Annotated in this window: 25 protein-coding genes; 15 read left to right on the forward strand and 10 right to left on the reverse strand. The window is 47.2% G+C overall.

The window, feature by feature from the left end; genetic code table 11:
• Positions 1-33: 33 nt before the first annotated feature.
• The gene (locus tag G8759_RS01045) at positions 34-744 is read right to left on the reverse strand and encodes a MotA/TolQ/ExbB proton channel family protein (protein ID WP_167204412.1); all 711 of its coding nucleotides are present in this window, start codon (positions 742-744) and stop codon (positions 34-36) included.
• 214 nt (positions 745-958) lie between these two features.
• Positions 959-1933, reverse strand: coding sequence for a zinc-dependent alcohol dehydrogenase family protein (locus G8759_RS01050; protein ID WP_167204414.1), 975 nt, complete (start codon positions 1931-1933; stop codon positions 959-961).
• Positions 1934-2064: 131 nt separating this feature from the next.
• Here G8759_RS01050 and G8759_RS01055 point away from each other — a divergent pair, with 131 nt between their 5' ends.
• Together G8759_RS01055 and udk are read left to right on the forward strand one after the other, a co-directional pair.
• The gene (locus G8759_RS01055; protein ID WP_167204416.1) at positions 2065-2790 is read left to right on the forward strand and encodes an MIP/aquaporin family protein; all 726 of its coding nucleotides are present in this window, start codon (positions 2065-2067) and stop codon (positions 2788-2790) included.
• A gap of 51 nt (positions 2791-2841) precedes the next feature.
• On the forward strand, positions 2842-3462 hold the full coding sequence (udk, locus tag G8759_RS01060) for a uridine kinase (protein ID WP_167204418.1): 621 nt from the start codon (positions 2842-2844) through the stop codon (positions 3460-3462).
• On the opposite strand, the gene G8759_RS01065 is transcribed toward udk, so the two are convergent.
• From G8759_RS01065 to G8759_RS01075, 3 genes are all read right to left on the reverse strand, one after another.
• A complete protein-coding gene (locus G8759_RS01065) occupies positions 3431-4606 on the reverse strand; it encodes an MFS transporter (protein ID WP_167204420.1) in 1176 nt (391 codons plus the stop codon). The two genes, udk and G8759_RS01065, sit on opposite strands and share 32 nt — an antisense overlap.
• The gene (locus G8759_RS01070; RefSeq protein WP_232074089.1) at positions 4599-5168 is read right to left on the reverse strand and encodes a DUF1349 domain-containing protein; all 570 of its coding nucleotides are present in this window, start codon (positions 5166-5168) and stop codon (positions 4599-4601) included. Before G8759_RS01070 ends, G8759_RS01065 begins: the two co-directional genes overlap by 8 nt.
• A 66-nt stretch (positions 5169-5234) precedes the next feature.
• Entirely contained in the window at positions 5235-6290 is a 1056-nt protein-coding gene (locus G8759_RS01075) for a ferredoxin--NADP reductase (protein ID WP_167204422.1), read from the reverse strand.
• 229 nt (positions 6291-6519) lie between these two features.
• Here G8759_RS01075 and nadA point away from each other — a divergent pair, with 229 nt between their 5' ends.
• From nadA to G8759_RS01110, 7 genes are all read left to right on the forward strand, one after another.
• Positions 6520-7509, forward strand: a complete 990-nt coding sequence (gene nadA / locus G8759_RS01080) for a quinolinate synthase NadA (protein ID WP_167204424.1) — start codon at positions 6520-6522, stop codon at positions 7507-7509.
• A 226-nt stretch (positions 7510-7735) separates the two neighbouring features.
• Positions 7736-9322, forward strand: a complete 1587-nt coding sequence (gene nadB / locus G8759_RS01085; protein ID WP_167218603.1) for an L-aspartate oxidase — start codon at positions 7736-7738, stop codon at positions 9320-9322.
• Positions 9323-9696: 374 nt separating this feature from the next.
• Positions 9697-9936, forward strand: coding sequence for an acyl carrier protein (locus tag G8759_RS01090; RefSeq protein WP_009284998.1), 240 nt, complete (start codon positions 9697-9699; stop codon positions 9934-9936).
• A 58-nt stretch (positions 9937-9994) separates the two neighbouring features.
• Positions 9995-11245 (forward strand): beta-ketoacyl-ACP synthase II, encoded by a 1251-nt coding sequence (fabF, locus tag G8759_RS01095; RefSeq protein WP_162388548.1) that lies wholly within the window; start codon positions 9995-9997, stop codon positions 11243-11245.
• Between the two features lie 3 nt (positions 11246-11248).
• A complete protein-coding gene (gene rnc, locus G8759_RS01100; protein ID WP_162388549.1) occupies positions 11249-12010 on the forward strand; it encodes a ribonuclease III in 762 nt (253 codons plus the stop codon).
• Between the two features lie 250 nt (positions 12011-12260).
• Complete coding sequence (locus tag G8759_RS01105) at positions 12261-12707, forward strand: Hsp20/alpha crystallin family protein (RefSeq protein ID WP_167204426.1); 447 nt, start codon at positions 12261-12263, stop codon at positions 12705-12707.
• 219 nt (positions 12708-12926) lie between these two features.
• Positions 12927-14450: a Do family serine endopeptidase gene (locus tag G8759_RS01110; protein WP_167204428.1), complete on the forward strand. Its 1524-nt coding sequence runs from the start codon at positions 12927-12929 to the stop codon at positions 14448-14450.
• Positions 14451-14531: 81 nt separating this feature from the next.
• On the opposite strand, the gene gmd is transcribed toward G8759_RS01110, so the two are convergent.
• Together gmd and G8759_RS01120 are read right to left on the reverse strand one after the other, a co-directional pair.
• Positions 14532-15644 (reverse strand): GDP-mannose 4,6-dehydratase, encoded by a 1113-nt coding sequence (gene gmd / locus G8759_RS01115; protein ID WP_162388552.1) that lies wholly within the window; start codon positions 15642-15644, stop codon positions 14532-14534.
• A gap of 81 nt (positions 15645-15725) precedes the next feature.
• Positions 15726-16319, reverse strand: coding sequence for an SPOR domain-containing protein (locus tag G8759_RS01120; RefSeq protein ID WP_167204430.1), 594 nt, complete (start codon positions 16317-16319; stop codon positions 15726-15728).
• A gap of 408 nt (positions 16320-16727) precedes the next feature.
• On the opposite strand from G8759_RS01120, the gene G8759_RS01125 reads away from it, so the two are divergent.
• Positions 16728-17270, forward strand: coding sequence for a hypothetical protein (locus G8759_RS01125; RefSeq protein WP_167204432.1), 543 nt, complete (start codon positions 16728-16730; stop codon positions 17268-17270).
• A 603-nt stretch (positions 17271-17873) separates the two neighbouring features.
• A complete protein-coding gene (murB, locus tag G8759_RS01130; protein ID WP_167204434.1) occupies positions 17874-18899 on the forward strand; it encodes a UDP-N-acetylmuramate dehydrogenase in 1026 nt (341 codons plus the stop codon).
• Between the two features lie 61 nt (positions 18900-18960).
• Here the strand turns inward: murB and G8759_RS01135 are convergent, their stop codons facing one another.
• Together G8759_RS01135 and G8759_RS01140 are read right to left on the reverse strand one after the other, a co-directional pair.
• Positions 18961-19875, reverse strand: coding sequence for an ROK family protein (locus G8759_RS01135; protein WP_162388578.1), 915 nt, complete (start codon positions 19873-19875; stop codon positions 18961-18963).
• A gap of 157 nt (positions 19876-20032) precedes the next feature.
• Complete coding sequence (locus G8759_RS01140) at positions 20033-20707, reverse strand: SDR family oxidoreductase (RefSeq protein ID WP_167204436.1); 675 nt, start codon at positions 20705-20707, stop codon at positions 20033-20035.
• 165 nt (positions 20708-20872) lie between these two features.
• On the opposite strand from G8759_RS01140, the gene G8759_RS01145 reads away from it, so the two are divergent.
• The 3 genes from G8759_RS01145 to G8759_RS01155 all read left to right on the forward strand — a co-directional run bounded on the left by G8759_RS01145 (position 20873) and on the right by G8759_RS01155 (position 24345).
• The gene (locus G8759_RS01145; protein WP_162388580.1) at positions 20873-21604 is read left to right on the forward strand and encodes an MlaE family ABC transporter permease; all 732 of its coding nucleotides are present in this window, start codon (positions 20873-20875) and stop codon (positions 21602-21604) included.
• Between the two features lie 74 nt (positions 21605-21678).
• Positions 21679-22425, forward strand: coding sequence for an ABC transporter ATP-binding protein (locus G8759_RS01150; RefSeq protein ID WP_167204438.1), 747 nt, complete (start codon positions 21679-21681; stop codon positions 22423-22425).
• Positions 22426-22590: 165 nt separating this feature from the next.
• Positions 22591-24345, forward strand: a complete 1755-nt coding sequence (locus G8759_RS01155) for an amidohydrolase family protein (RefSeq protein WP_167204440.1) — start codon at positions 22591-22593, stop codon at positions 24343-24345.
• Positions 24346-24396: 51 nt separating this feature from the next.
• Here G8759_RS01155 and nadC read toward each other — a convergent pair whose 3' ends face one another.
• Positions 24397-25230: a carboxylating nicotinate-nucleotide diphosphorylase gene (nadC, locus tag G8759_RS01160; RefSeq protein WP_167204442.1), complete on the reverse strand. Its 834-nt coding sequence runs from the start codon at positions 25228-25230 to the stop codon at positions 24397-24399.
• A gap of 210 nt (positions 25231-25440) precedes the next feature.
• On the opposite strand from nadC, the gene G8759_RS01165 reads away from it, so the two are divergent.
• Positions 25441-25827: a hypothetical protein gene (locus G8759_RS01165; protein ID WP_167204444.1), complete on the forward strand. Its 387-nt coding sequence runs from the start codon at positions 25441-25443 to the stop codon at positions 25825-25827.
• The last annotated feature ends 93 nt before the right edge of the window (positions 25828-25920 follow it).

Below are 25920 nucleotides of genomic sequence, written 5' to 3' on the forward strand. Positions count from 1 at the left end.
TATTCACTAACATCCTGAGTCCGGATCAGTATACTAACGCATCCGGGCTGGCTCGGCAGTTGGTTTCTGAAGCACTTCGATAAACTCAAAGGCGTTTATTTCGAGCGCCAGCGTAAACCGCTCAATCATCATATTCAGCAGGTGGTAGCCGGTGTAGGCAATAACGCCGACAATCAGACCCGCGCCAGATGTAATCATTTTTTCGTAAAGACCACCGGCAATGATCCCGACACTGATATTATCGGAAAGGGAGATGTCATAGAAAATACGAATGATCCCGGAGATAGTTCCGATAAAGCCCATCATCGGCGCAATACCGGCAATGATTCCCAGATAACCCATATTCCGCTCCAACCGGGACAATTCGATCTGCCCAACGGTTTCGACCGTACTTTCAATTTCCTTGATCGGTGAACCAATCCGGCCAATGGCTTTTTCAAAAACACGTCCCATTGCCGTACGTTGATTCTTGGCAAAGGACTCCGCTGATTTGATATTTCCCTGCGCCACCATATCCCGAATATTGTCGATAAAATTCGGATCTGATTTCGTTTGAGAACGGATCACGAAATAGCGCTCGAAAATCAGGTAAAGAGCCGAGAAGAACAAAAACGCAATGGGTATCATGACCCAACCGCCTTTGGCTACCAGATCAAACAATTGTAAACTTTGGGGTTGAGCAGCCGCTGTGGCCGACAGCGATGCGGCCGTAGTGTCAACGGCCGGAACCTGAAGCAAGAGCATACGAACGAGACGGGTAAGTGGATGAGTTTGACCAGTAGTTGTTTTGGAACAAACGAGCCGGTTTCCTCGGATATTGTTCCAAAGATAATGAAGCCTGCCTTATGAGAAAGAGAAAGTTAGTGAATAGAAGTGCAACTTCGTTCCTGATCATTGCCAAATTAATTACTGGGACTGATTGGCTTATCACTCTAACTCCTACACTAACTCTGAAATCTCACGAAGGTTTCACCAGAATCTTTCCCCATCGCCCGTGCCGCTCCGCATGCTCAACGGCTTCAGTAATCTGGTCAAGTGCATAGGAAGCTTCAACAGGTAGCTGAATTTTACCCGATGCCAAGAGACTAATCACATTCTGAGCAACATCCTGCCGGGTCTGGCTATCCACCCTGCGCATCCAGTCAGTCAGCCAGAAACCCTTTAGGGTCAGTTCCCGAAAAATAAGCAGTCCAGCATTAATGGCTGGGTCCTGTAGACTTAATACGCCATAAATAATCATCGTCCCGCCTTTAGCGAGGCATTTGAGGGATTCAGTCGCCGTATGTCCACCTACAGCATCGAGCACGCACGAAACGCCAGCACCATCCGTAATTTGCTTTACACGTGTGGTTAAACTTTCAGTCTCTATATTGATGACCTCTGTCAGACCTAATGCTTTAAGATCATTGTTGAGATCATCGCGCCTAACAGTACCAATTGTATTGATCCCGCGCATTTTGCACAATTGAATCACCATTTTTCCGAATGCCGATCCGGCAGCTGTCAGCATTAGCCAACCACCCTCTGGTACACCCGAATCCTGAACCATGGCGTAGGCCGTAAACGGGTTGACAAACAACTGAGCGGCAACGTCATCGGAGATGGCATCAGGCACAGGAATCAGGCTCCGCTGGTGCGCAATGGCATATTCCGACCAGGTTCCAATGCTTGTGAAGCTTACCCGCATTCCTGTCCGCATCTGAACTCCTTCGCCCAGGGCATCGACAATCCCCACTCCCTCAAACCCCGCTCCTGACGGCAAATGGGGCCGGATACCATAAAGATTTTGTACGAATGTAATATCCGACGGATTAATGGGAGAAGCAATGACTTTTATCCGGACCTCGTTCGGACCTGGTTCGGGCATGGGTATTTCTGTAGCTTTAAGAATATCAGCCGGTTTGCCGGTTTGTTCAAAAATGATGCTTTTCATAAGCGATGAAGCCTTCTGTTGTGTATGTGCCAAAAATATGACTTAATTCGCACAAACTATTCCTAAACCCTGATTACAACGGCTTGTGGCAGGTCCTTCTGCTTATTTGTCGTTAGCCATTAATCTCTTTTATGCAAACCTCCCCCTTTCTTGGCGAATTAATTGGTACGGCTGTACTACTCCTATTGGGCAACGGTGTGGTGGCCAATGTCGTTCTAAAACAAACTAAAGGCGAATCTGCCGGATGGATCGTCATTACGGCAGGTTGGGCATTTGCTGTCACAATGGGCGTTTTCGTAGCCAAAGCCTTTGGAAGTACAGACGCTCATTTGAATCCGGCGGTTACGGTTGCTTTTGCCGTCGCTACCAATGACTACACGCATGTTGTTCCCTATATCCTTGCCCAACTGATTGGTGGTTTTTTGGGAGCAACGCTGGTCTGGTTACACTATTACCCACACTGGGCTGCAACGCCCGACCCGGCCTCTAAACTCGCCTGCTTCGCCACTGGCCCCGCTATCCGCAATCCGGGGGCTAATTTCCTCAGCGAAACACTGGCCACAATTGTCCTTATTGTTGGCTTAGCGGGTATCTCTTCGAAAAATTTAGGTGAATTAGCCATTGGTGTTGGACCCTACCTGGTCGGTATTCTGGTCTGGAGTATTGGCCTTTCGCTGGGCGGAACCACCGGCTATGCAATTAATCCCGCCCGCGATTTAAGTCCGCGACTGGCCTACACGATCCTTCCGATCCCACAAAAAGGAAATTCTGACTGGGGCTATGCTTGGGTACCTGTGCTTGGGCCACTCGCGGGAGCCGTAATTGGTGGATTATTGATTCGTTTTTTCACATTGTAGGACAATCGGAGAAGTAAACTATTTTTGTACGCTCCGTATCTTTGTCTTATTATGACCACCAAACCGTTTATCGTTGGTATTACCGGCGGCAGTGCTTCCGGCAAAACATCGTTTCTGAAAGATGTTATCAATGCATTCTCAGAGGACGAGATTTGCCTGATTTCGCAGGATAATTATTACAGGACTCTCGATCATATACCGATCGATCAGAATGGCGTTTACAATTTTGACCAGCCAGGTACTATTAATCACGAACTCTTTGCGGAGCATTTAAGCCTGTTGCATGCCGGGAAAACGGTTGAAACACCCGAATACACGTTTAACAATCCGAATGCGGTGGCCAGAACGCTGATATATCGCCCAACACCCATCATTATTGTTGAAGGGTTATTTGTGTTTCACTTTCCTGACGTAGCTAGTCAACTCGACCTTAAAGTATATATTACAGCTAAAAATAGAATTAAACTTGATAGGCGGCTTGTACGGGACCAGGCTGAACGGGGTCTGACCGAAGAGTTGATTCATTATCAGTGGAAGCATCACGTTCGCCCGGCTTACCAGGAGTTTGTTAAACCCCACAAAGACGAAGCCGATATTGTCATCCCCAATAATAATCACTACCAGAAAGGGCTGGACGTAGTCATTGCATTTTTGAAGACGAAGGTACGTTAACGGCTGGGCTGGTTCTGATTGGCTGGCTTAGGCCACTAACAATAACGGTACCAATCAATAATAGGACAACGATACCCAGGGCAAATCGTAAGTCCTGCCAGTCGGCCAGAAAGCCAATGAAAGGCGGGCCAACCAGAAAGCCAAAGTAGCCCACTGTTGTGACCATAGCCAGGCTCACTCCTGGGGCATAATCGGTACGGTGACCAGCCATGCTGTACACAATGGGCACAAGGGTTGATAAGCCAATACCCACCACCGCCAATCCAGCCAGCGAAACAATATAAAGTGGAATCAGCAGAACTAAAGTCAATCCGATTGCGCCCAATGCTGCCCCATATCGCAGTAAAAAACGATCCCCCAACCGTTGTCGCGCCCAGTCGCCCATGAGCCGGCCCGCCATCATTGCTCCCGAAAAGACCGTTAAACCCAAAGGAGCCGCAGCTTCGCTGGCACCAACCACATTTTTGAAGTAGTTCGTACTCCAGTCGGCCATGGCCCCTTCACTCAGCATAGCACTGAACGCAATCAGGCCAAGGCCCAATAAGGCTGGGCTGGGCAGTTGAAAACTGCTCGTAGCCTGATCATCTACCGGTGTTGGTGCATCTGTGATAAGCTGCTGAACAGCCCAAACAGATAAAATGGCACAGAAAAGGCTGGCAGCACCAAAATGCACGAATAGCGAAGGCGATAACTCGATAAATAACGATCCGGCCAAAGCTCCAATCATCATGCCGACACTAAATGTAGCATGAAAAGTAGACATCAATGGGCGATCTTGCTGTTTCTCTACCAGAACCGCCTGTGCATTCATCGAAACATCGAGTGCACCAGTACAAACCCCTACTACCCAAAAGGCCGCGAATAACTCCCAGGTCGTCGTTGCTAACGATAGCAGAAGCAGTGATCCGCAAAACAACCCAACAGATAGTGTAGTGGCAAAGCGGCTTCCCTGGCGAACGGTGAGCCAGCCCGCGAGCGGCATTGAACACAATGAACCAATGGCCGAAGCAAGCAGCATCAGGCCAAGGGTTTTATTATCCATATCCAGTAAGTCCTGTAAACGAGGTAATCGGGAACTCCAACTGGTGTAAATGAAGCCGCACACGAAAAAAATCAGGCTTACAGCCAAACGAGGTTTACTCATGATTAAGTAATGGCTTTGTATAAAAGTTGGTAAAAAGGACTTCGAAGCCGGTTCCATCGGGGCTGGCGCACATGGGTCCTACCTGAAGAGGTATATCTGGAGGAAAATATGCCAGCCGTAGCAAGTCGAATGTTTGTCCGTCAGTCGAGATGTTTATCTCGACAAAATCACGTTGCCGGGTCAGTTTTAACCAAATTCGTTCAGGCGCCAGCTGGTAAGGCCTGACCGACCAGTCAGAAAACGTCCGGGTCACGACGGCACTGGCTTGCTGAATTTTATCAACATACTCAATACCTGTTTTAATCCAATGTTGAGCATCGACCCGAACCATTAGCCCGGCCTGATCGTATCGGGACCGATACTGTCCGGTTATACAGACCCCGGCTTCAAAATCTCCGGCCTGAACCCCATAACAAAAATGACCATTATCCCGGGCAAATCCGTAGTGCGTTATCTGCCAGAAGTCGGTGCTGGCATCCGTCAAAACATGCAGTGAACCATCGTTAAACGACCAATGGGTGGGCTCGTTTAGCCAATTCATGGCACTCAGATCAATCGACATAGATGGCAGCAATAAATGATTGTCAATCTATTCACAAAGTAAAACATAACAAAATCCCCCGCTAGCTCATACGTCTAAAACGACATCATCACTTTCGGGATAGCCCGTACAGGTAAGGACCCAGCCTTCGCGAAGGTCACGCTCGGTCAGTACATCATTAATGGTCATGTGTACACTTCCCGATAAACTCCGGGCAACGCAGGTTGAACAACGCCCACCCCGACAACTATAAGGCAGTGCGAGACCTTCATCCAAAGCAGCCTGTAAAATAGATTTGTAGGCCGGAACCTGAATCTCCACTTTTTGCCCTCGATATTGAATCATTACCGTTCGATCCTGCGCGATTAGAGGAGGTGGCGATAAGACGACCGGCTCGACCACAAAATTTTCCCGCCGAATCTGGTCGGGCCGAAAGCCACTGAACACGAGCGTAAACTGCACCATACGCATATAATCGCCAGGGCCGCATACGTAAAAATGAAGGGTCTGTGGATCAGATCCTCCAGCCAGATCGGGAATCAGCCGTTCAAGCATGACATTGTTCAGCCGCCCCCGAAGGCCAGACCAATCTTCGGATGGATTACTCAACAAGTACAGCAATCGAAAGCGGTCGGGGAACTGCCGTTGTAAGTCATTCAGCTCCTCCCGGAAAATAATTGTTCGTTCACTGGAATTGCTGTAAAGCAAGGTTATCCGACGGTGTGGCTCTGTTCGTAACACCTGTTTCGTAATCGCCAATAACGGTGTAATGCCGCTGCCAGCGCCTAAAAGCACCAGATCGCCAGGCAAGTTCTCATCAACGGTAAAGCGACCGGCAGGCGGTAAGCTTGTCAATACATCTCCAACCGTTAATGTATCGTGCAGATACCGGGAGATTTCGCCATTCTGAATGCGCTTGATCGTTAAGCGTAACGGCTCATCCGTTGCCGAACTGAGTGAATAGGATCGGCGTACTTCGTGGATATTCGATCCGCCGGTATGGTGTTGTAAAATAAGCGTCAGAAATTGTCCTGCACGATGTTGTACCCGTCGTCCGTCCAGGGATTCCAGATAGTAACTTCTGGTATCTGACGTTTCGGAATGAATACGAACAATACGAAGTTTAAGAAAATCGTCGGTCATGAAGAGGTTGACTTTATGCCAAAACTAACCAAATACGGGCCGTTGTTTGAAAGCCCAGACGATTTACTGAAATTCGCCCCGCCGGTTCGCCTTTGTGGAGGATTATCTATCGCTGAATTGACAGCTTTCCTCGCGCCGGTATTACCTAATTGGCATAAGCTTACCGACGGATGCAGTGACATTTTGCTGTTATTCGTTGTTTACTAAAAAACCACCTGTCATATCATCGATGGAAGCACTGCTGGAAGAAGTTCAACGCGTGGGTTATGTAAACAAACCCGTTGCGGACGATATAGATTTAGTCGCCGAAATTAATCGGTTGAAAAAAGAAAAAAATGCCGTCATACTGGCACATTATTATGTAGATGGGGCCATTCAGGATCTCGCTGATTACATTGGTGATAGCCTTGGATTGTCGCAGCAGGCAGCCGCTACACCCGCCGATATGATTGTGTTCTGTGGTGTGCATTTTATGGGCGAGACGGCGAAAGTGCTGTCTCCTCAAAAGAAAGTTGTCATTCCGGATCTCAACGCGGGCTGTTCACTTGCCGACTCTGCCCCCGCCGACAAGTTTGCTGCTTTCAAAGCGCAGTATCCCGACCATATCGTTCTGTCATACATCAACTGCTCAGCCGAAATCAAGGCGCTATCCGACATTATTGTTACCTCATCGAATGCGTTAAAAATTGTCGAAAGTCTACCCAAAGATCAAAAGATCATCTTCGCGCCCGATGCCAACCTGGGCCGCTTCGTTTCGAAAAAAACGGGTCGTGATATGGTACTCTGGGATGGTGCCTGCATCGTACACATCGACATTTCGCTCGAAAAGCTCCAGAAACTCCGTCAGGAATACCCCGAAGCGAAGTTTATTGCTCACCCCGAATGTCAGGAACACATTCTGAGCCAAGCCGATTATGTAGGTTCGACAACGGCTTTGCTGAAGTACGTAGTAGATAGCCCCGAACAGACGTTCATTGTGGGAACGGAAGCGGGTATTCTGCACAAGATGAAGCAGGCCGTTCCGCATAAAAAAATCATTCCGGCCCCGGCCAGTCAGAATAATACCTGCGCCTGCTCAGAGTGTCCCTACATGAAAATGAACACCCTGGAGAAAGTCTATAATGCTATGGTTTATGAACAGCCAGAAATCATTGTTCCGGAAGATATACGATTGAAAGCGTATGAATCGGTAGCGCGGATGCTGGAGTTGAGTAAGTAAACGAATTGGCCTATGCACAAGCCGTAAAGCCGTCTAATTATGGCTCTCTGATGTGACGACTAAAGACGTGAACACTGCTTTGTGCTGATCTATCTAACTGAAATCAGCCAGCGATATGCTTACATTGAAGTAACAATAGACAAAGTCAAGCAGGTTAATTGATTGACTAAAAATATATTGAATGTCGGCGACGAAATGCCGACTTATTCTGATTATTCTGACACCAATGCCCCATCAATTCGATTTTCTGGTTATTGGCTCCGGTATCGCGGGCCTGAGTTACGCCACTAAGCTGGCGATGCACTTTGAAGCCCAACAGCAAACTGTCCGCATTGGCGTTATTACCAAAGTACAGGCCGACGAAACCAATACGAAATACGCTCAGGGCGGTATTGCAGCCGTATGGTCAGAAGCCGACTCCTTTGAGAAGCACATTGAAGATACTATGGTTGCCGGTGATTTTCTGAGCGACCGTCATATTGTTGAAATTGTTGTTCGTGAAGCGCCGGGGCGCATTCAGGAATTGATCAGTTACGGCACCCGCTTCGATAAAGAACACGGTGGTAAAGATTACGATCTTGCTAAAGAAGGTGGCCACTCCGACTTCCGGATTCTGCATTTCAAAGACATTACCGGAGCCGAAATAGAGCGCGCTTTGCTTGAAAAGGCTAATTCGCTGAAATCCATCGAGATTTTCACCCACTTCTACGCCGTTGAGCTTATTACTCGTCACCAGCTTGGCGAAACGGTTCATCGCTATGACACCGATAATAAGTGTTTTGGTGCCTATGTGCTAAACACACGAACGGGTGAAGTGGAGCAATTCCTGGCGAAAACAACCTTGTTGGCTACGGGCGGCATTGGCAACATCTACCAAAATACGACCAATCCAAATATTGCTACGGGCGATGGTATTGCCATGGCTTACCGTGCGAAAGGCATTGGCAAGGATATGGAGTTCATTCAGTTCCACCCAACCGCTCTGTATGAACCCGGCAAAAAGCCAAACTTCCTCATTTCTGAAGCCGTACGAGGTTTCGGGGGGATATTGCGTACCCGCAAAGGAGAGACTTTCATGGAGAATTACGACCCACGCCTGTCGCTGGCCCCGCGCGACATTGTGGCTCGGGCTATCGACTCAGAAATGAAAAAGGCCGGTGATCCGCACGTTTATCTGGACGTGACCCACTGCGACTACGATAAATTTATCGAACATTTTCCAAACATTACGGCCTATTGTCGCGACCACCTGGGCCTTGACCTCCGGAAAGATTATATTCCGGTCGTTCCTGCACAACACTATCTCTGTGGAGGCATTCGGGTCAATGAATGGGGGCAGACAAATATCCAGTTTCTGTATGCCGTCGGTGAGTGTTCCTGCACGGGCCTTCATGGAGCCAATCGATTGGCATCGAATTCATTGCTCGAAGCGGTGGTGTTCGGCCACCGGGCTTACCAAAAAACCACCGAACTGTTCGGGCAGGCTGTTTTACCCGACAATATTCCAGACTGGAATGATGCCGGCACAACGCATCCGGAAGAACTGGTTTTGGTGACCGAAATGAAGAAAGAACTGGAATCAATTATGTCCAACTACGTTGGTATCGTACGCTCAAACCGGCGCTTAAAACGGGCAATGGATAGACTTGAGCTGATATATCTGGAACATGAAGAACTATATCGACAATCGAAAGTTTCTGTTCCTGTTTGCGAACTACGTAACATGATTGAGGTTGCTTATCTGGTGATTAAAATGGCGATGGCCCGGCGCGAAAACCGGGGTCTGCATTTTAATCTTGATAATCTGAAGTAACGGGCGGGGCTACCTCGATTTCAGTATCCGAACACGCGTTACCGTTGCCTCTGTTCAGGAGTAACCGATACTGGTTATTCACTGATGCTGAGACCCAATTCACGATAATAGGCAGAAAAAAGCAGGCCTATTTACACGAATAAGTAAAGTGTTTAATAGCTGTAAAAGCTGTTTATGACTGTTTAAACAGCGACTCAGGCATTTCTATCCAGTATCAACATGCTTGCCCTGCGAAAGGCCAATCTATTGAATATCAATAGTATAATATTATTCCGTCAGCATGGACGAACGTTGTCTGGTTCAAAAAATTGTTTGACAATGCCAAGGTAAATCCTTTTCTTTGCGCAGTTTTTCAACCCCAAAGGACTACTAAAATGTCAGAAATTGCACAAAAGGTCAAGAATATCATTGTCGAGAAACTGGGTGTAGAAGAGTCGGAAGTGACGCCTGAGGCCAGCTTCACGAACGACCTGGGCGCGGACTCCCTCGACACGGTTGAGCTGATCATGGAATTTGAGAAAGAATTCAACATTTCTATCCCAGACGATCAGGCCGAAAATATCGGTACGGTTGGTCAGGCTATTACCTACCTGGAAGAAAACGCCGGTAAATAATCCCCGAGGCATAGCGACAAACGCTTTCCTCATCTAATTACCCCCGCAGTTAAACTGTATGACGTTAAAACGAGTAGTCGTAACGGGTTTAGGCGCACTTACGCCGATTGGTAATGATGTACCGACCTATTGGAACAACTTATCAGCCGGCGTAAGCGGTGCCGGCCCGATCACGAAATTTGATGCCTCCAAATTTCGCACGCAGTTCGCTTGTGAAGTAAAAGGGCTCGATGTCACGCAGTTCATCCCTCGGCAGGATGCCCGCAAAATGGATGCGTTTACCCATTATGCACTCATCGCTACCGACGAGGCCATCCGGGATTCCGGAATGGACCTCGAAAAAATTGATCGCAACAAAGTTGGTGTCATCTGGGGGTCGGGTATAGGTGGTCTGAAGTCGTTCGAAGACGAAATGATCGATTATGCCAAAGGCGATGGCACTCCCCGCATCAATCCATTCTTTATCGTTCGTATGATCGCCGACAGCGCGTCGGGTCAGATTTCCATGCGATACGGTTTCCGTGGTCCTAATTACGTTACCGTTTCTGCCTGCGCTTCAACGAACAACGGCATTATCGACGCATTTAATTACATTCGGTTAGGCAGGATGATTATGTGCGTTGTAGGCGGTTCTGAAGCCGCCGTTACCCGAGCCGGTATTGGTGGGTTCAATGCGAACCGCGCTCTTTCGGAACGAAACAGTTCTCCCGAAACGGCATCAAGACCTTATGATAAAGATCGTGATGGTTTTGTGCTGGGCGAAGGGGCTGGATCACTCATTCTGGAGGAATATGAGCACGCTAAAGCAAGAGGAGCCAAGATCTATGCCGAACTGATCGGCGGTGGTATGTCGTCAGACGCTTATCACATCACAGCTCCCCATCCAGAAGGACTCGGTGCTTACCTGGCCATGAAAGATGCACTCGACGATGCGGGTATTGCGCCAACGGAGATTGATTATATCAATACGCATGGTACATCGACCCCTGTTGGTGATCCGCAGGAACTGAAAGCGATTCATCAATTGTTTGGTGATCATTCGTTTAAGATAAATATCAGCTCCACCAAGTCTATGACGGGCCATTTGCTGGGGGCGGCTGGAGCCGTTGAAGCAATTGCCAGTATTAAGGCTTTGGAGCATCAGCTTGTACCGCCTACCATTAACTTGTTTAATGTGGACGAGGAGATAGACTCTCGTTTCAACCTGACACCGCTAAAAGCACAGACTCGTTCACTGACCACTGTGATGAGTAATGCGTTCGGTTTTGGCGGTCATAATGCCATCGTTATTTTCCGTAAACTAAGTTGAGTCGTGCAACTCGCGCTGCCCCGTAGTTTGTTCAATCCGTTCGACTGGTTCCGGTCAAGCGATGCTAACCCCCGTAAAAATTTGCGGAGGTCGATCGCTCATATCATTGGGGAACGTCCGTCAAACATAGGCCTTTACCAACTGGCATTACGGCATACCTCGGCTTCGAAGGCTACAGCTATTGAGGGCTTTCGTGAATCTAATGAACGGTTAGAATACCTGGGCGATGCTGTTTTAGGGATGGTTATTGCAGAGTTCCTGTTCAAAAAATATCCTTACAAAGACGAAGGCTTCTTAACCGAGATTCGCTCACGAATTGTCAATCGCGAAACGCTGAACGGAATTTCGCGAAAAATAGGTCTCGATCACCTCATTGAGTACGACGGTAGCCGAACACGTAGTCTTCCTGCTCGTACATCCATGTACGGTGATGCGCTGGAAGCGTTGGTTGGCGCAGTCTATCTGGACAAAGGCTTTCGGTTTTCACGCCGGTTTATTCTGAAAGAATTGCTTTCTCATTACGACATTGATTCGGTCGTTCAGAATAACGTAAACTTTAAAAGCCGCCTGATCGAGTGGGCGCAACGGGCGGGCAAAGAAATCCGTTTCGAAATTTTGTCCGAAAAAGGCAATAGCCATTTCCGCGAATTCATTGCGCAGGTCACGATCGACGAAGAGCAATTTGCTACTGGTAGCGGCTATAGCAAAAAGAAAGCTGAGCAGGCAGCCGCCGAGAAAGCCCTTGAGCTTTTAGACGCTAAATAAGTCGTCGTTCTTCCCCATCATCTGTAGACTCTTTACCGCATTAGCTTAATTGTCTCCTTGCCAGCATTTGCTTTAGGAGCAAATTATGACATGCTCCCGCGCCATTTTGTCAATTTCAAGCCTATAAAAAGTCAGAATAATGACATTATGGCCGTTATTGCTGAGGAGCTATTGACGTGGCACAAAGTTTGAAAAATAATGTAGCATAACATGTTAACTTATTTTCTAACACAAAACCCAACAAATAGTCATGAATCCGTTAATGCGCACGAACAACAACCTACCGTCGTTGATCGAGAACTTTTTCGGTCGCGACGTGAATGACTTGTTTAATGCGAATGCTGCGTCAGTAAGCAACGTTCCAGCAGTAAATGTAGTCGAGCATCAGGATGGCTTTCGTATTGAAGTGGCAGCCCCTGGTTTGAAAAAAGACGATTTCAAGCTCAACCTGAATCACAACAACCTGACCATTTCGGGTTATCAGGAAACAAAGAAGGAAGAGTCAGATAAGAATAATGAAAAGTACACGCGTCGGGAATTTAGCTATTCCTCTTTCCAAAGGACGTTTACGCTCCCAACATCGGTAGATGCAGATAATATACAGGCATCATACACAGATGGCGTACTTAAAATCGAGATTCCCAAACGTGAGGAGGCCAAAGTAAAGCCCCCCCGCCAGATCGAAATTGGTGGTTAATCGGCTGTTTACGTACAGAGACGGCAAAAGCCTGTGAGGTAGGTTCTCATGGGCTTTTCATTGCCAAAAGCCCACCCTAACAAAGCGTTGTTAAAATATGTTAAGGAGGATAAACCCCGAATTTTTCGTTACTAAGTTTCCGTTATATCGACAAGTAGAAGTAAATTAGTACACGTCTTACACATAAGGACAGCAATTTTAGATTTTCCCAAATTAATCATGAAAAGCAACTGGAAACTATTGGCGTTGATGGCACTCTTATCGAGTGTAGTCACGCTGGCTGCTTATAACCTTTTGGGGTTCAATAAGCGGGACGTAATTTTCAATGAATCGTCGCCAACACCGACGATTACGGGGAGGTTAGCCGCATTAACGGGTAATGGTCCAACGGCCACTCCCGGCGACTTCTCCACCGCAGCCGAAGCCGTAACACCAATGGTTGTTCATATTCGCACAACCATGACCAGAACCGTTCGCCAGCAACAGGTACCTGATATTTTCCGGGATTTCTTCGGTGATGATTTTGGTGGAAACCAGCGCCCACGCCGTCAGCAAGGTCAGGCTTCAGGTTCGGGTGTTATCATCAGCAAAGATGGCTACATCGTAACAAACAACCACGTTGTTCAGGATGCTGACGAAGTGGAAGTAATTATGACTGATAAACGTAGCTTTAAAGCTAAAGTTATCGGCACCGACCCACTGACAGACTTAGCCGTTATCAAGGTAGAAGCGAATAACCTGCCTGCTATTACGCTTGGCGACTCCGATGCGCTGAAACTGGGCGAATGGGTCTTAGCTGTGGGTTATCCACTCGATCTCGAATCGACCGTTACGGCTGGTATCGTTAGTGCTAAAGGACGTGGCATTGGTATTCTGAATCAGAATGCCCGTCAGCAAAACGACCCAAAAGCCGATACGCCAATCGAAGCCTTTATTCAAACCGATGCGGCCATCAACCCCGGTAATTCGGGCGGTGCACTGGTAAACCTTCGTGGTGAGTTAGTGGGAATTAACTCGGCCATTGCATCGGCAACGGGTTACTACAGTGGTTATGGCTTTGCCGTTCCTGTATCGCTTGTGAAAAAAGTATCGGCCGACCTGCTGAAATATGGTAACGTACAACGCGGCTATCTGGGTATTATACCCATCGAACTGAACAGTACGGTTGCCAAAGAAAAAGGTTCTAAAGTTGGCCGTGGTATCTACGTAGAAAGCGTAGTTGATAACGGTGCTGCCAAAACTGCCGGCCTAGAGAAGGGTGATGTAATCGTGAAGATGGAAGGTCAGCCCCTTGATTCAGACGCTCAAATGCGTGAAATCATTGGTCGTCGTCGTCCGGGAGATATTCTGAACGTTACCATTAACCGCAATGGCACCGAACGCGATGTTAAGATTGAGCTTCGTAATCGGAATGGCGGCCGCGATGTCATCAAGAAAGCTGACGTTTCAACGGCAAATGCAGCTCTTAGCTCATTAGGTGCCGACTTCGAAGAGCTTAGCGCTCAGGATGCCAAGCAATTAGGCGTTACAGGTGGTGTACGGGTAAAGAAAATTGTGGATGGTAAATTGGCCGAAACCGATGTTGAAGAAGGTTTCATAATCGTTAAGGCCAATGGCAAAAACGTCAAAACGACGAAAGATCTGCAAGCGATTCTGTCTTCTGTAAAAGAAGGCGAAGGGCTGATGTTGATTGGCATGTACCCCAACAGTTCACGGATGTACTACTACGCTGTTCCTGTTTAATAAGGGCTAATAGTTATAATGCAGAAAGGCCATCCTCAACAGGATGGCCTTTCTGCATTATAACTAATTATAGTCTTATGCCTATTCGTAATAGTTCAGGACCTGATGGCCGCTCTGAGCAAGCAATTGATCACGGCGGAACAAGTCAATATCTGCCGTCATCATATCCTTAACAAGTGCTGGCAGATCATACTTGGGTGTCCAGCCTAGCTGAGTCATTGCCTTGGTTGGATCGCCAAGAAGCAGGTCAACTTCTGTTGGACGGAAATAGCGAGGGTCAACAGCAACCACTTCTTTGCCGACTTCAACGGGGAAATCTGCATTGGATGAGCTAACGACTACTGCCGTTTCGGATGCGCCCTCTCCTTTGAATTCAAGCTCTACACCGATTTCAGCAAATGACATACGTACGAAATCACGAATACGAGTCGTAACGCCCGTAGCAATAACGAAATCTTCCGGTTTCTCCTGTTGGAGAATCAGATACATAGCTTCAACGTAATCTTTAGCATGGCCCCAATCGCGCTGCGCGTCAAGATTACCCAGATAAACTTTATCCTGAAGTCCCAGGCCAATACGGGCTACAGCACGAGTAATTTTGCGAGTCACGAACGTTTCGCCACGGAGGGGCGATTCGTGATTGAACAAAATACCGTTGCAGGCATACATGTTGTAAGCCTCGCGATAGTTCACTGTAATCCAATAACCGTATTGTTTGGCTACGGCATAAGGCGAACGTGGATAGAATGGTGTTGTTTCGGATTGCGCATGGCCCTGAACTCCACCATATAACTCTGAAGTCGACGCCTGATAGATACGGGTTTTCTCCGTCAGACCTAATAAACGAACAGCTTCCAGAATCCGGAGCGTTCCGATTCCATCTACCTGTGCTGTATATTCAGGCTCCTCAAAACTTACCTGCACGTGCGACATAGCTCCGAGGTTATAAATTTCGTCGGGCTGTACTTCCTGAATGATCCGGATGATATTGGTAGAATCGGACAGATCACCATAATGCAGTTTGAAGCGCACGTTTTTTTCGTGTGGATCCTCATACATGTGGTCGATCCGCTGTGTGTTGAACAGCGAACTCCGGCGCTTGATGCCGTGTACCTCATATCCCTTAGCTAAGAGCAATTCGGTCAAATAGGCTCCATCTTGTCCGGTTATACCGGTTATTAATGCTTTTTTCATAGTTCGTTACACGGAGAAAAATTGCCGTCTGAATTGTACAAAACTCACCAAAGCTACATTAAAACACGTAAAACATATAAATTATTTTATTGACAGGCTACGCCGAACATCTATTTTGTCTGCTTGCAGCTGGGCCGATGGCAATAATTGACGAATTGATGAGTAGTAGCGTTCCGCATCAATATGGCGCATAAAGTCTCCTACTTTAAGTTTATAAGTTGGCTGGTTGTAACTCAAATATGGGCTAAGTTCGGGAAAATTTTGATAAATCAGTAACTTAGCTGCCTCCACTTCTTGTCGTTGATTTCCTACATATACCTGAATACGATAACCGGCGGCATAGCGCACAGCACGATTTTTAACGGCAATTGTATCCATTACTGCATCCAGCTTACGATTCACGTGCAACGCTTCTACTGGAGCAGGTGGCTTAACAGGCTCATTCTTACGAGGGGCGGGGGTCGTTACTGGGGGCGGTGTAGATGTAGTTGGCCGGGTTGTCGTTGATGGTCGGTTAGTAGTGGTCGAATTATATACTGGCCGAGAAGACGATAGATCTTCGTCGTAGCTATTATAGTCTACAGATGATTTGGTTGACACTGTCGGACGGCTTGCGGCACAACCTGTCAAAATCAGAAAAGCGATCACAGAAATTCCACTCAGTCCGAAACGCATAGGCATAGTTGAATTAGGCAACAAAAATATCGTATTGCTTCAATAGATGAGAAAATTGATGGTGAAATTCTTAAATAAGGTGAGTTAGAGGATTATCATCCGGGCAACAAATTATTCAGTGACTATTTCGAGAATGACCCATTCAAATATAAAAAATACATTGCAAAGTGATTAAACGACCTTAAACGCACCTCAATTGAAGGAATCTTTATTTATCAGCTCTTATGATTAAGGAGTGAGAGAGTGTAATTGAGGATTAGCAGTTGGTGGACACTGAATAAAGATCCTTCCAGTGCCAGCCCGTTACCACTCCCTCACATTATTTAAACATAGCTCTTGCTTGCAGGGTTAGTTTGTAACCAACCAGGTTATCTTGGTTGGTTTACACAACAAAACCAAATAAGTGCCATGACAAATCAAACAGACAATACCAGCTTCAATAGCTCATCAACTACCGGATCATCTACCCTAATGACGGCTATCTTTACCGATCGTGACGCGGCTGAGACGGCATACAACGCGCTGTTAGCTCATGGCTTTGCGAAAGATGATGTGAACATCGTTATGACTGATGAAACCCGTAAACAGCATTTTGACCACAGTGATTCGGATAATTCTGCTCTAACAGATAAAGCAATGGAGGGTGCGGGCAAAGGTTCTGCCATTGGCGGTACAGTGGGAGCGGTAGCTGCGGCTATAGCTGCCATCGGTACAACGTTGGCCTTACCTGGTTTGGGTTTACTGATTGCTGGTCCGCTGGCAGCTGGTTTAGCCGGTGCTGGAGCAGGAGGTCTAGCTGGCGGCTTGATAGGGGCTTTAGTAAATTCGGGAATTCCGGAGGAAACAGCCAAGGCCTATGAATCGGGGCTGAAAAGCGGTGGTATTGTCGTCGGAGTGCATCCTCGGGATGAGGCCGATAAAGTGTACTTGTCGCAGCAGGGATTTCATTGAGGCCAATCCTGACTGAGTGTATGGGATGTCGGTTCTGAATTGAATAAAGCGATAAACATTTTTTCAGCAAAAACAGAGCGGCTCAATTAATGCCGCTCTGTTTTTGTTTAAACGAGGCTGGATTCGCCCTTTTTACAGCTATTTGAACCTAATAGAACAGGAGTGTATAAAAGCGTTATTCTTCATTATTACGGAGGGTCATTAATGTGCCTGAATGATTATTCTTTACACTCTACAATTATTCGATTTATTGACATTCATCTGTATTTATTTACTTTCCTGTTGTCGTATGACCTAATATCGCTACCGGTCTCTCGTTAGAAACCTTCATGCTATTCGAGCCATCATCGTCAAATGTTTCTCGTCTGGTTCCGGGTGTAATTGTTTAGTAAACATCTGCGCATGAGCTAAAAAGTGAGCAATGCTCATTTATTGCTTGCTAGAGATAGGCTCTCTCATACGGTCTCGATATGCAGTCATTCGCTTGGAAGGCCGGAGTAAAGAAAAATAGAACTTTTGTTATTCTTCCAGTGCAAGCCCGGCAACTGTACGCTAACCTGACATATATTTTGGTTAATTTTGGCAGCTTATTACGAACAACACATGCTGACAATAGAAAGCCACGTGTCGCTCAAGCCCCATAATACATTCGGGATTGACGTTTCTGCGCGGTATTGGGTTGAAATTAATCACGAAGACGATATTCAGACACTCTTACAATTAACTGATTTCGTTGATACACCTAAATTGATTCTCGGCGGAGGCAGCAATGTCTTACTCTGCCATGATTTCAACGGATTAGTTGTCAAAATGAACATTCAGGGTATCAACGTCACTGGCGAAGATGATGCCCATGTTTATCTGAAAGCAGGAGCTGGTGTTACCTGGCATGAGCTGGTTGTGTTTTGTGTTCAGCAGGGCTATGCAGGGCTAGAGAACCTATCGCTTATTCCGGGTACCGTTGGCGCTGCGCCCATGCAGAATATTGGCGCTTACGGAGTCGAGCTGGAGCAGGTATTTGAATCACTAACAGCCGTTCACGTCCTGACAGGCCAAAAACGCACCTTCAATCATGCAGATTGTGCGTTCGGCTATCGGGAAAGTATCTTTAAGAAGGAGCTGAAAGGCCAATATATTATTACGGGCGTAACGTTTCAACTAGACAAGCACCCCACATTTCATACACGGTACGGTGCCATTCAGGAAACGCTCACCGAAATGGGCGTTTCTCAAGATAGGCTGACCATCAAGGCCATCAGTGACGCAGTTATCCAGATCCGGCGCAGTAAACTTCCTGATCCCGTCCAAATTGGTAATGCTGGTAGTTTTTTTAAAAATCCAGAAATTCCAAAGGAACAATTCGATTCACTTAAACTACGATACCCTACACTCCCAGGTTACCCAATTGGCGATACGCTCGTAAAAGTCCCGGCTGGCTGGCTTATTGAACAGGCTGGCTGGAAAGGCTATCGTTCAGGCGATGTGGGCGTACATGCCAAACAGGCTCTGGTCCTGGTAAATTACGGCAACGCAACAGGGAATGAGGTTCTGGCCCTTGCCAAACAAATCCAGAAGTCAGTCCTGGACTTGTTTGGTATAAAAATTTCGCCAGAGGTAAATGTTGTATAGAAAATTACTACATGCACAAGAAGTGGGACTACACTCCATTTTCCTATTTATGCAGTCTTCTTTATTCAAAACAGAGTGATGCTGCCCCGAGCAACCCGGCATCGTTGCCTAACGTTGCCCGCTTAATGGCCAGCCCGTTTTTGTAGTAATCATTGAGCCAGTAATCAAGTGTTTTTTCGACAGCAGGGAGGATATAATCAAAGGAAGCCGACAGGCCACCACCGATCAATACCTGTTTAATGTCCAGGATCTTGATAAGAGCTGCGAGGCCTTCGCCTAAAATCTCGCCTACTTCCGTCCAGATTTGAAGGGCCAGTTCATCACCCTCAGCAGCCGCAGCAACCAATCCAGTCGTAGAAATATCCCCATCATCGGGTAGGTGTGTTTCGCCTTTATATTCCTTCCGGCGTTCGATAGCCAGATCGAGCAGTTCTTTCTTTCCAATATTTCGCTCCAGCACCCGCCCATGACGCGACGGAATATGACCAGGCTCCATGGCATTACCATCGCCACCGGTAAAGATTTTCTTATTGATAATGGCCGCTCCGCCAACACCCGTACCGAGTGTGATGAAAATGTAATTTTCCGTTATTTTTTCTTCTGCGAAGTAATACTCCCCTAAAGCAGCGGCATTCGCATCGTTTTCCAGGAAAAACTGAACGCCCGCAAACCGTTTGGATAGCATTTCAACCAGTGGAACTCCATTGATTTCGGGGATGGCCGTAATTTCAAGTGGCACAGTTCTATCCCGACTAAGCATACCCGGCAGACCGATTCCAACCTGCTTGACATCCTTGTTAGAGAATAATTGCAGTGCAACTGCATCGCCAAACCGCTCAACGAAGTGGCCAGACTGCCGCCAGCTAATGGTATCGTGGCTGTAGAAATTGGAGATTTTGCCGGTGTTGGCATCAACAATACCCATTTTGACGTTCGTTCCGCCGACGTCAATACCCAAATATTCAACAGAAGACATTCGTAACAGTAATCGGTTAACAGTGAACAGTTATTGTTTAGGATGGATGAAGTGGGCCGCAAGATACAAAAAAGTCGTTACGGGGACCCGCTCGTGTGGTCAACACTCGTCCATTAGCAACTGATTAATTCTAATTAGTGGCCTTAAGTGCCGCTTACTAAATATCTCCTAGTTGAGGGCGGATCAGAATTTCTTCAACTACGGCACTCTTCGACAACGAATATGCGGCCCAGACGCTATTGGCAACATCGTCGGGCTTCATGAAGCGATCTTCTGGCAAGTCGGTTCCTTCCCAGCTTGCCGTGAACGTTGCACCGGGCAAAATAGCCGTGACTTTAACCCCGTTCGGTTTCAGTTCTTCCCGCAAAACACGGCTCATCCCCAATAAAGCGAATTTAGAGATGCAGTAAGAACCCCCGTTGGTGTAGGCTGTAATGCTGGCGGTTGAGCACATCATAAAAATATGCCCCTGACGCCGGGATACCATATTGCCAACCAGGCCACGTGTAAGATGGTAGGCGCTACCAACATTTGTATTCATCAGTTGTTCAAACGTACCCTCAGCTTCGTCCTGAATCTGCCCCGGTAGAAACAATCCTGTGTTGTTAACTAACACATCGACAGGGCGGTTGAGGGAGTGAATATAGTCCAGCAGAGCATTAACACCCGTGCGGTTTGACAGATCAGCCGTAAAAGGCAGTAAACCAGGACCATGAAGCCCATCAATTGACCGTGCACACACAACGGCATCGAACCCTTCGGCAACAAATCGATCGACAATAGCGCGGCCTATACCTTTAGTGCCACCCGTTACAACAATCAGTGGATTCATAAAAACGGATAAAACTCTTTTATTATAACTCGTATCGGTGTATAAACCCGGTTGGTTTAGGATACGGCGCAAGTTACGTTAGAAACCATTCTATCTTTGCCGGGGTTCTCTCGATGTTGTCGCGTCCGGCAGTTGGAGCGGCTAGTTGCTTCGCATCTTGCATTTATGTCACGGTTAGGTCAATATTTCATTTTTCTGGGTTCACTCTTCCGTAATCGGGAGAAAATGCGGGTTTATCTGGGGCTTATTCTGAACGAGTGTACGTCGATTGGCGTCGGTTCGGTTTTTATTGTGGCGCTTGTTAACTCGTTCATTGGAGCCGTCACCTGCGTTCAAACGGCGTATAACCTCACAAACCCCTTTGTGCCGCACAACATCATTGCACTCATTGTACGTGATAGTACGATTCTGGAACTGGCTCCCACATTGACCTGCATCGTGCTGGCCGGTAAGGTTGGTTCTAATATAGCCAGCGAATTAGGCACAATGCGCATAACGGAGCAGATTGACGCTTTAGAGGTAATGGGTATCAATTCAAGCTCTTACCTGGTACTCCCCAAAGTAATTGCCTCCATACTCATGATTCCGTTGCTGGTTATTATGGCCGGATTCCTGTCGATTCTGGGAGGCTATATTGCCGGGGTTCTGGCGGGCGTTATTTCTCCTGAAGAATATGTATCCGGATTACGTCTTGAATATAAGCCATTTGGTGTTACGTTCGCCCTGATCAAGACCGTCGTATTTGCGTTTCTGGTATCGACAATCTCGGCGTTTCAGGGGTATAATGTACAAGGTGGAGCACTGGAAGTAGGTGCTGCTTCTACAGCCGCCGTAACCAACAGTTGTATTGCTATTGTAGCAGCTGATTTTATTCTGACACAGGTATTGTTGACCTAATTAGCGAAAGCGTGAATGCGTGTCGCAATAAATCGTTGCGGTCGTTTACGCATTGACGATTTCACTCATTGCCCATGATTGAAATCAAAGATATATCGAAGACCTTTGGCGACCGGCAGGTGTTGGCGGGTATTAGTGGCTCGTTTAAACCGGGTGATACTAGCTTAATTATTGGTGGTAGCGGTACTGGCAAAAGTGTTTTGTTAAAGTGTATGATTGGGCTGATCAAGCCTGATTCGGGTGAGGTTCTTTATGATGGACGCAACTTTCTGACCGGCGATCTGGAAGAACAAAAGACGATCCGGCGGGAAATGGGTGTATTATTTCAGGGCTCGGCCTTATTCGACTCCAAGACCGTACTTGAAAACGTTCGCTTTCCACTCGATATGCTTACCGAACAGTCGGAAAGCGAGAAAGTAGATCGGGCGAAGGAGTGCCTACGGCGCGTAGGGCTGGAAGGAGCGGGGGATCGGATGCCTTCAGAAATCAGTGGTGGTATGAAAAAACGGGTCGGTATTGCCCGCGCCATTGTCCTTAATCCTAAATATCTGTTCTGCGACGAACCTAATTCGGGCCTTGATCCGCTTACATCCATCAAGATCGACCAACTCATTTCAGAGATCACGGATGAGTATAAGATCACAACCGTCGTTATTACCCACGACATGAACTCGATGATGGAAATTGGCGAAAAGATTATGTTCCTCTATAAAGGCAAAAAACTTTGGGAAGGAGATAGTAATACAATCACTCAATCTGACGTAGCCGAATTGAATGAGTTCATTTATGCCAATAAGCTGCTGCGTGAAATGGAAAAATAAATGCTGCACTTATACGGTGATCACATACTTGTAAAGCGAGTTTTCGCAGTAGGGTAAATGTAAGCCGATTTGGGAAACCGCACTGCAATTATGCGGGGAAATATAGTTGGGATAATAGACTGCAATCTGGATTATCGCTAAAGCTTGATTTATACGGGCAAATCAATGAAATACTTTTTATTTAGCCTATTCCTATTCGGAACGATAGCCGCAAACAGCCAATCCAGTACTTCTGATAGTATACTATTACCCAAACAACCGGTTTTAATTCTGGGTGGCAATTTAATTGATGTCGAGACGGGCAACGTGCGCGAAAATAGCAGCCTGCTGATCGAGAATGGACTAATCAAAAAGATTGGTAAGAATCTAAAAGTACCCGACAATACGACGGTCATTGATGCCAAAGGCAAATGGCTGCTTCCTGGACTAATCGATAGCCATATCCACCTGTTTCAATCGGGAAGCATTTATACCCGGCCCGATGGTATCAATCTGGCCAAATACCGCCCTTACGAAACCGAACGACAATGGCTCCGCGACAATATGGGCGACTTGCTCCGTCGGTATCTGGCATGTGGAATCACAACCGTGATCGACATTGGCGGACCGCTTTACCAGTTCCCCTATCGCGACCGTTTCAACAAACTCTACACCAGCCCGCAGATTTTGATGACCGGGCCGCTCGTTTCAACCTACCAGCCGGAAGCGTTTAAAGTCGAGGATTCGCCGATCATCAAAGCCAATACCCCCGAAGAAGCCCGCGAGTTAGTACGCCGGCAGCTGGCCTACAAACCTGACTTTATCAAGGTTTGGTTCATCATTCGGGGAATGGGGAAGCCGGGCGAAGAGATGATCCCAATTGTGCAGGCTGCGATTGATGAAACGCATAAAAACGGACTCAAGCTGGCTATTCATACGCAGGAGTTACTGGCGGCTAAACTAGGGGTGAAATACGGTGCCGACTTCCTGGTTCATAGTCCTGAAGACGGCATTATCGACGCTGAATTGATCGATCTGATGCGGAAAAACAAGGTAAGTTACGGTCCAACCATGATTGTAAACCGGGGTATCACAGGTTTCTTCAGCGACGATCGGAAGCTGACTCCTTATGAATTTGCGAATGCCAATCCATACGTCCTGGGTACCCTATTTGACTTCAAACATTTACCCGAGCCGGAAATCCGCAAACGATATACCAGCTTACTGGCCAGCCCGGAATTTCAGGCACGTTCGAGCAAAAGGGATTCCATTAAGCGGGTTAACTTAAAAAAAGTCTGGAATGCAGGTATCAATGTCGTGGCCGGAACGGATGCCGGTAATCCCGGCACGTTTCATGGTACGTCATTTCTGGATGAATTGAAAGCAATGCAGGGTGCCGGTCTTTCAACCGCTGATGTATTGAAATCAGCAACAATCAATGGAGCGAAGATTTTCGGCAAAGAAGCTCAGATCGGTAGTCTGGCAGAAGGTAAACTGGCCAATGTGCTGATACTGAAACAGAGTCCGCTGGAGAATATTGACGCGCTGACAAGTCTGGAAACGATTGTCAATCGGGGTTTCATTACAACACCGGAAAAAATCCTGCCGGACTCGCCCGAAAATCTCGTTCAGAAACAACTTAACGCCTATAACGCCCGCAACATCGATGCGTTTCTGGAGCCCTACGCAGACGATGTAGAGGTTTATACCTTCCCGGATAAGCTATTGTATAAAGGCAAAGAAGCCATGCGCAAGCAATACAGTGGCATGTTTGAGAAGACCAGGAACCTGCATTGCGAACTCGTTAACCGGATCGTGGTTGGCAGTACGTTGATTGACCACGAAAGTGTTACGTTCGCTGCTGACAAAGATCCCGTAAAAGCTGTAGCGATTTATAAGGTCGAAGCAGGAAAGATTGCGAAAGTTTATTTCACAAGATAAACGCCTACTCTTCGGGTAGTTAGTTATCCGAAGAGTAGTAGCAAATCCTTGTCAGTACGCTTTCAGACTCAAATCCAGGCTTTTTACCTGATGCGTCAGCGCTCCGGACGAGATAAAATCAACACCGGTTTCAGCATACGCACGCAGGTTCGTTTCATCAATGCCTCCCGAAGCTTCTGTGATAAACCGGCCATTGATAAGCCTTACCATGTCGCGAATACCATCCGGCTCAAAGTTGTCCAATAGAATGATATCTACCTGCCCGACCCGTAATACTTCCTCTACTTCAGCCCGATTGCGGGTTTCGATCTCGATCCGCAGTGTCCGGCCGGTTTCTTTCAAATAAGAAACAGCTTTTGTAATGGCCGCTTCAATACCCCCGGCGTAGTCAACGTGATTATCCTTGATCAGGATCATATCATATAAGCCAAACCGATGATTCACGGCTCCACCAATTTTAGTCGCCATTTTTTCGCAGATACGAAAATTGGGCGTGGTTTTGCGGGTATCCAACAGTTTTGCCCGCGTTCCTTCGAGCAAATCGACGAGCTGACGCGTGTGCGTAGCAATGCCGCTCATACGCTGCATGCAGTTCAGCACTAACCGTTCGGCAGTCAGAATGTTTCGGGCATTACCGCTCACCGTCAAAACAATATCGCCGGGTTCGATCGTTGTTCCATCCTGCATCAGAACATCAACCTGAAAGGACGGATCGACTTCTGCAAAAATGGCCTGCGCTACTTCCACTCCTGCCAGAATACCCGCTTCTTTAACCAGTAGCCGGGCGCGTTTCTGCGCATCAGCCGGAATTGTAGATAATGATGTATGGTCGCCATCGCCGACGTCTTCGGCCAGAGCCAGCCGGATAAATTCGTGCAAATTCATGGGCGCAAGGTAGCAAGATTATTTTTTCATCAGGATCGAAACCATGTCTTTTTCGCTCATTCCTGCGTGGTAGTTTGCCTTTATGTGCCTGGAGTCATTACTTATTTTGCGTTCAGGTAGCTTCTATTCCTGTAAATACGGCTAATCCTGTAAGAACCACTTGCATTGTTCCGTAAATGGTACGAAATTTGTCATCCGCTAAGGAAATTTATGAAGCAACCACGCGTCATACAACGTCTTTCGAGCCTTCTACTGGCTTCATTACTGCTATTCACGGCAGTTTGGGGACGTGGTGGTCTGGTCAATCATCAGACGCTAGCGACAACGAAAGCGATTGCTCAAGAAAGCAAAGCGGGCAAAACGACTGATTCTCACTCGTCGGATGTCCAACTGAGTGCGGCCCAATTCGAAGCGGTCGTTACCCCAGCCATTACGTTAGATGGAGGCAGCCAGACTGCGTTTCTGCTTCCAGCTCCGACGCTCGTGATTTTATTGCTGTTGAGCGTTCCCCTGCTCCGGCATTTTACACTCCCGCATTTCTATTTTTCTTACTTCAAATTCGTCTTTGGGCATCATATTGCCACAAATGCGCCCTAACGTACGGGTGGGCAGGTGCTTTACCCGACTGATTTTTCAGTTTTAGCCCGCGCGTCTCTACCGTGTTTACTGGATTTCATGCCAGATAACATA

The sequence above is a fragment of the Spirosoma aureum genome, from assembly GCF_011604685.1.
Lineage (GTDB): Bacteria > Bacteroidota > Bacteroidia > Cytophagales > Spirosomataceae > Spirosoma > Spirosoma aureum.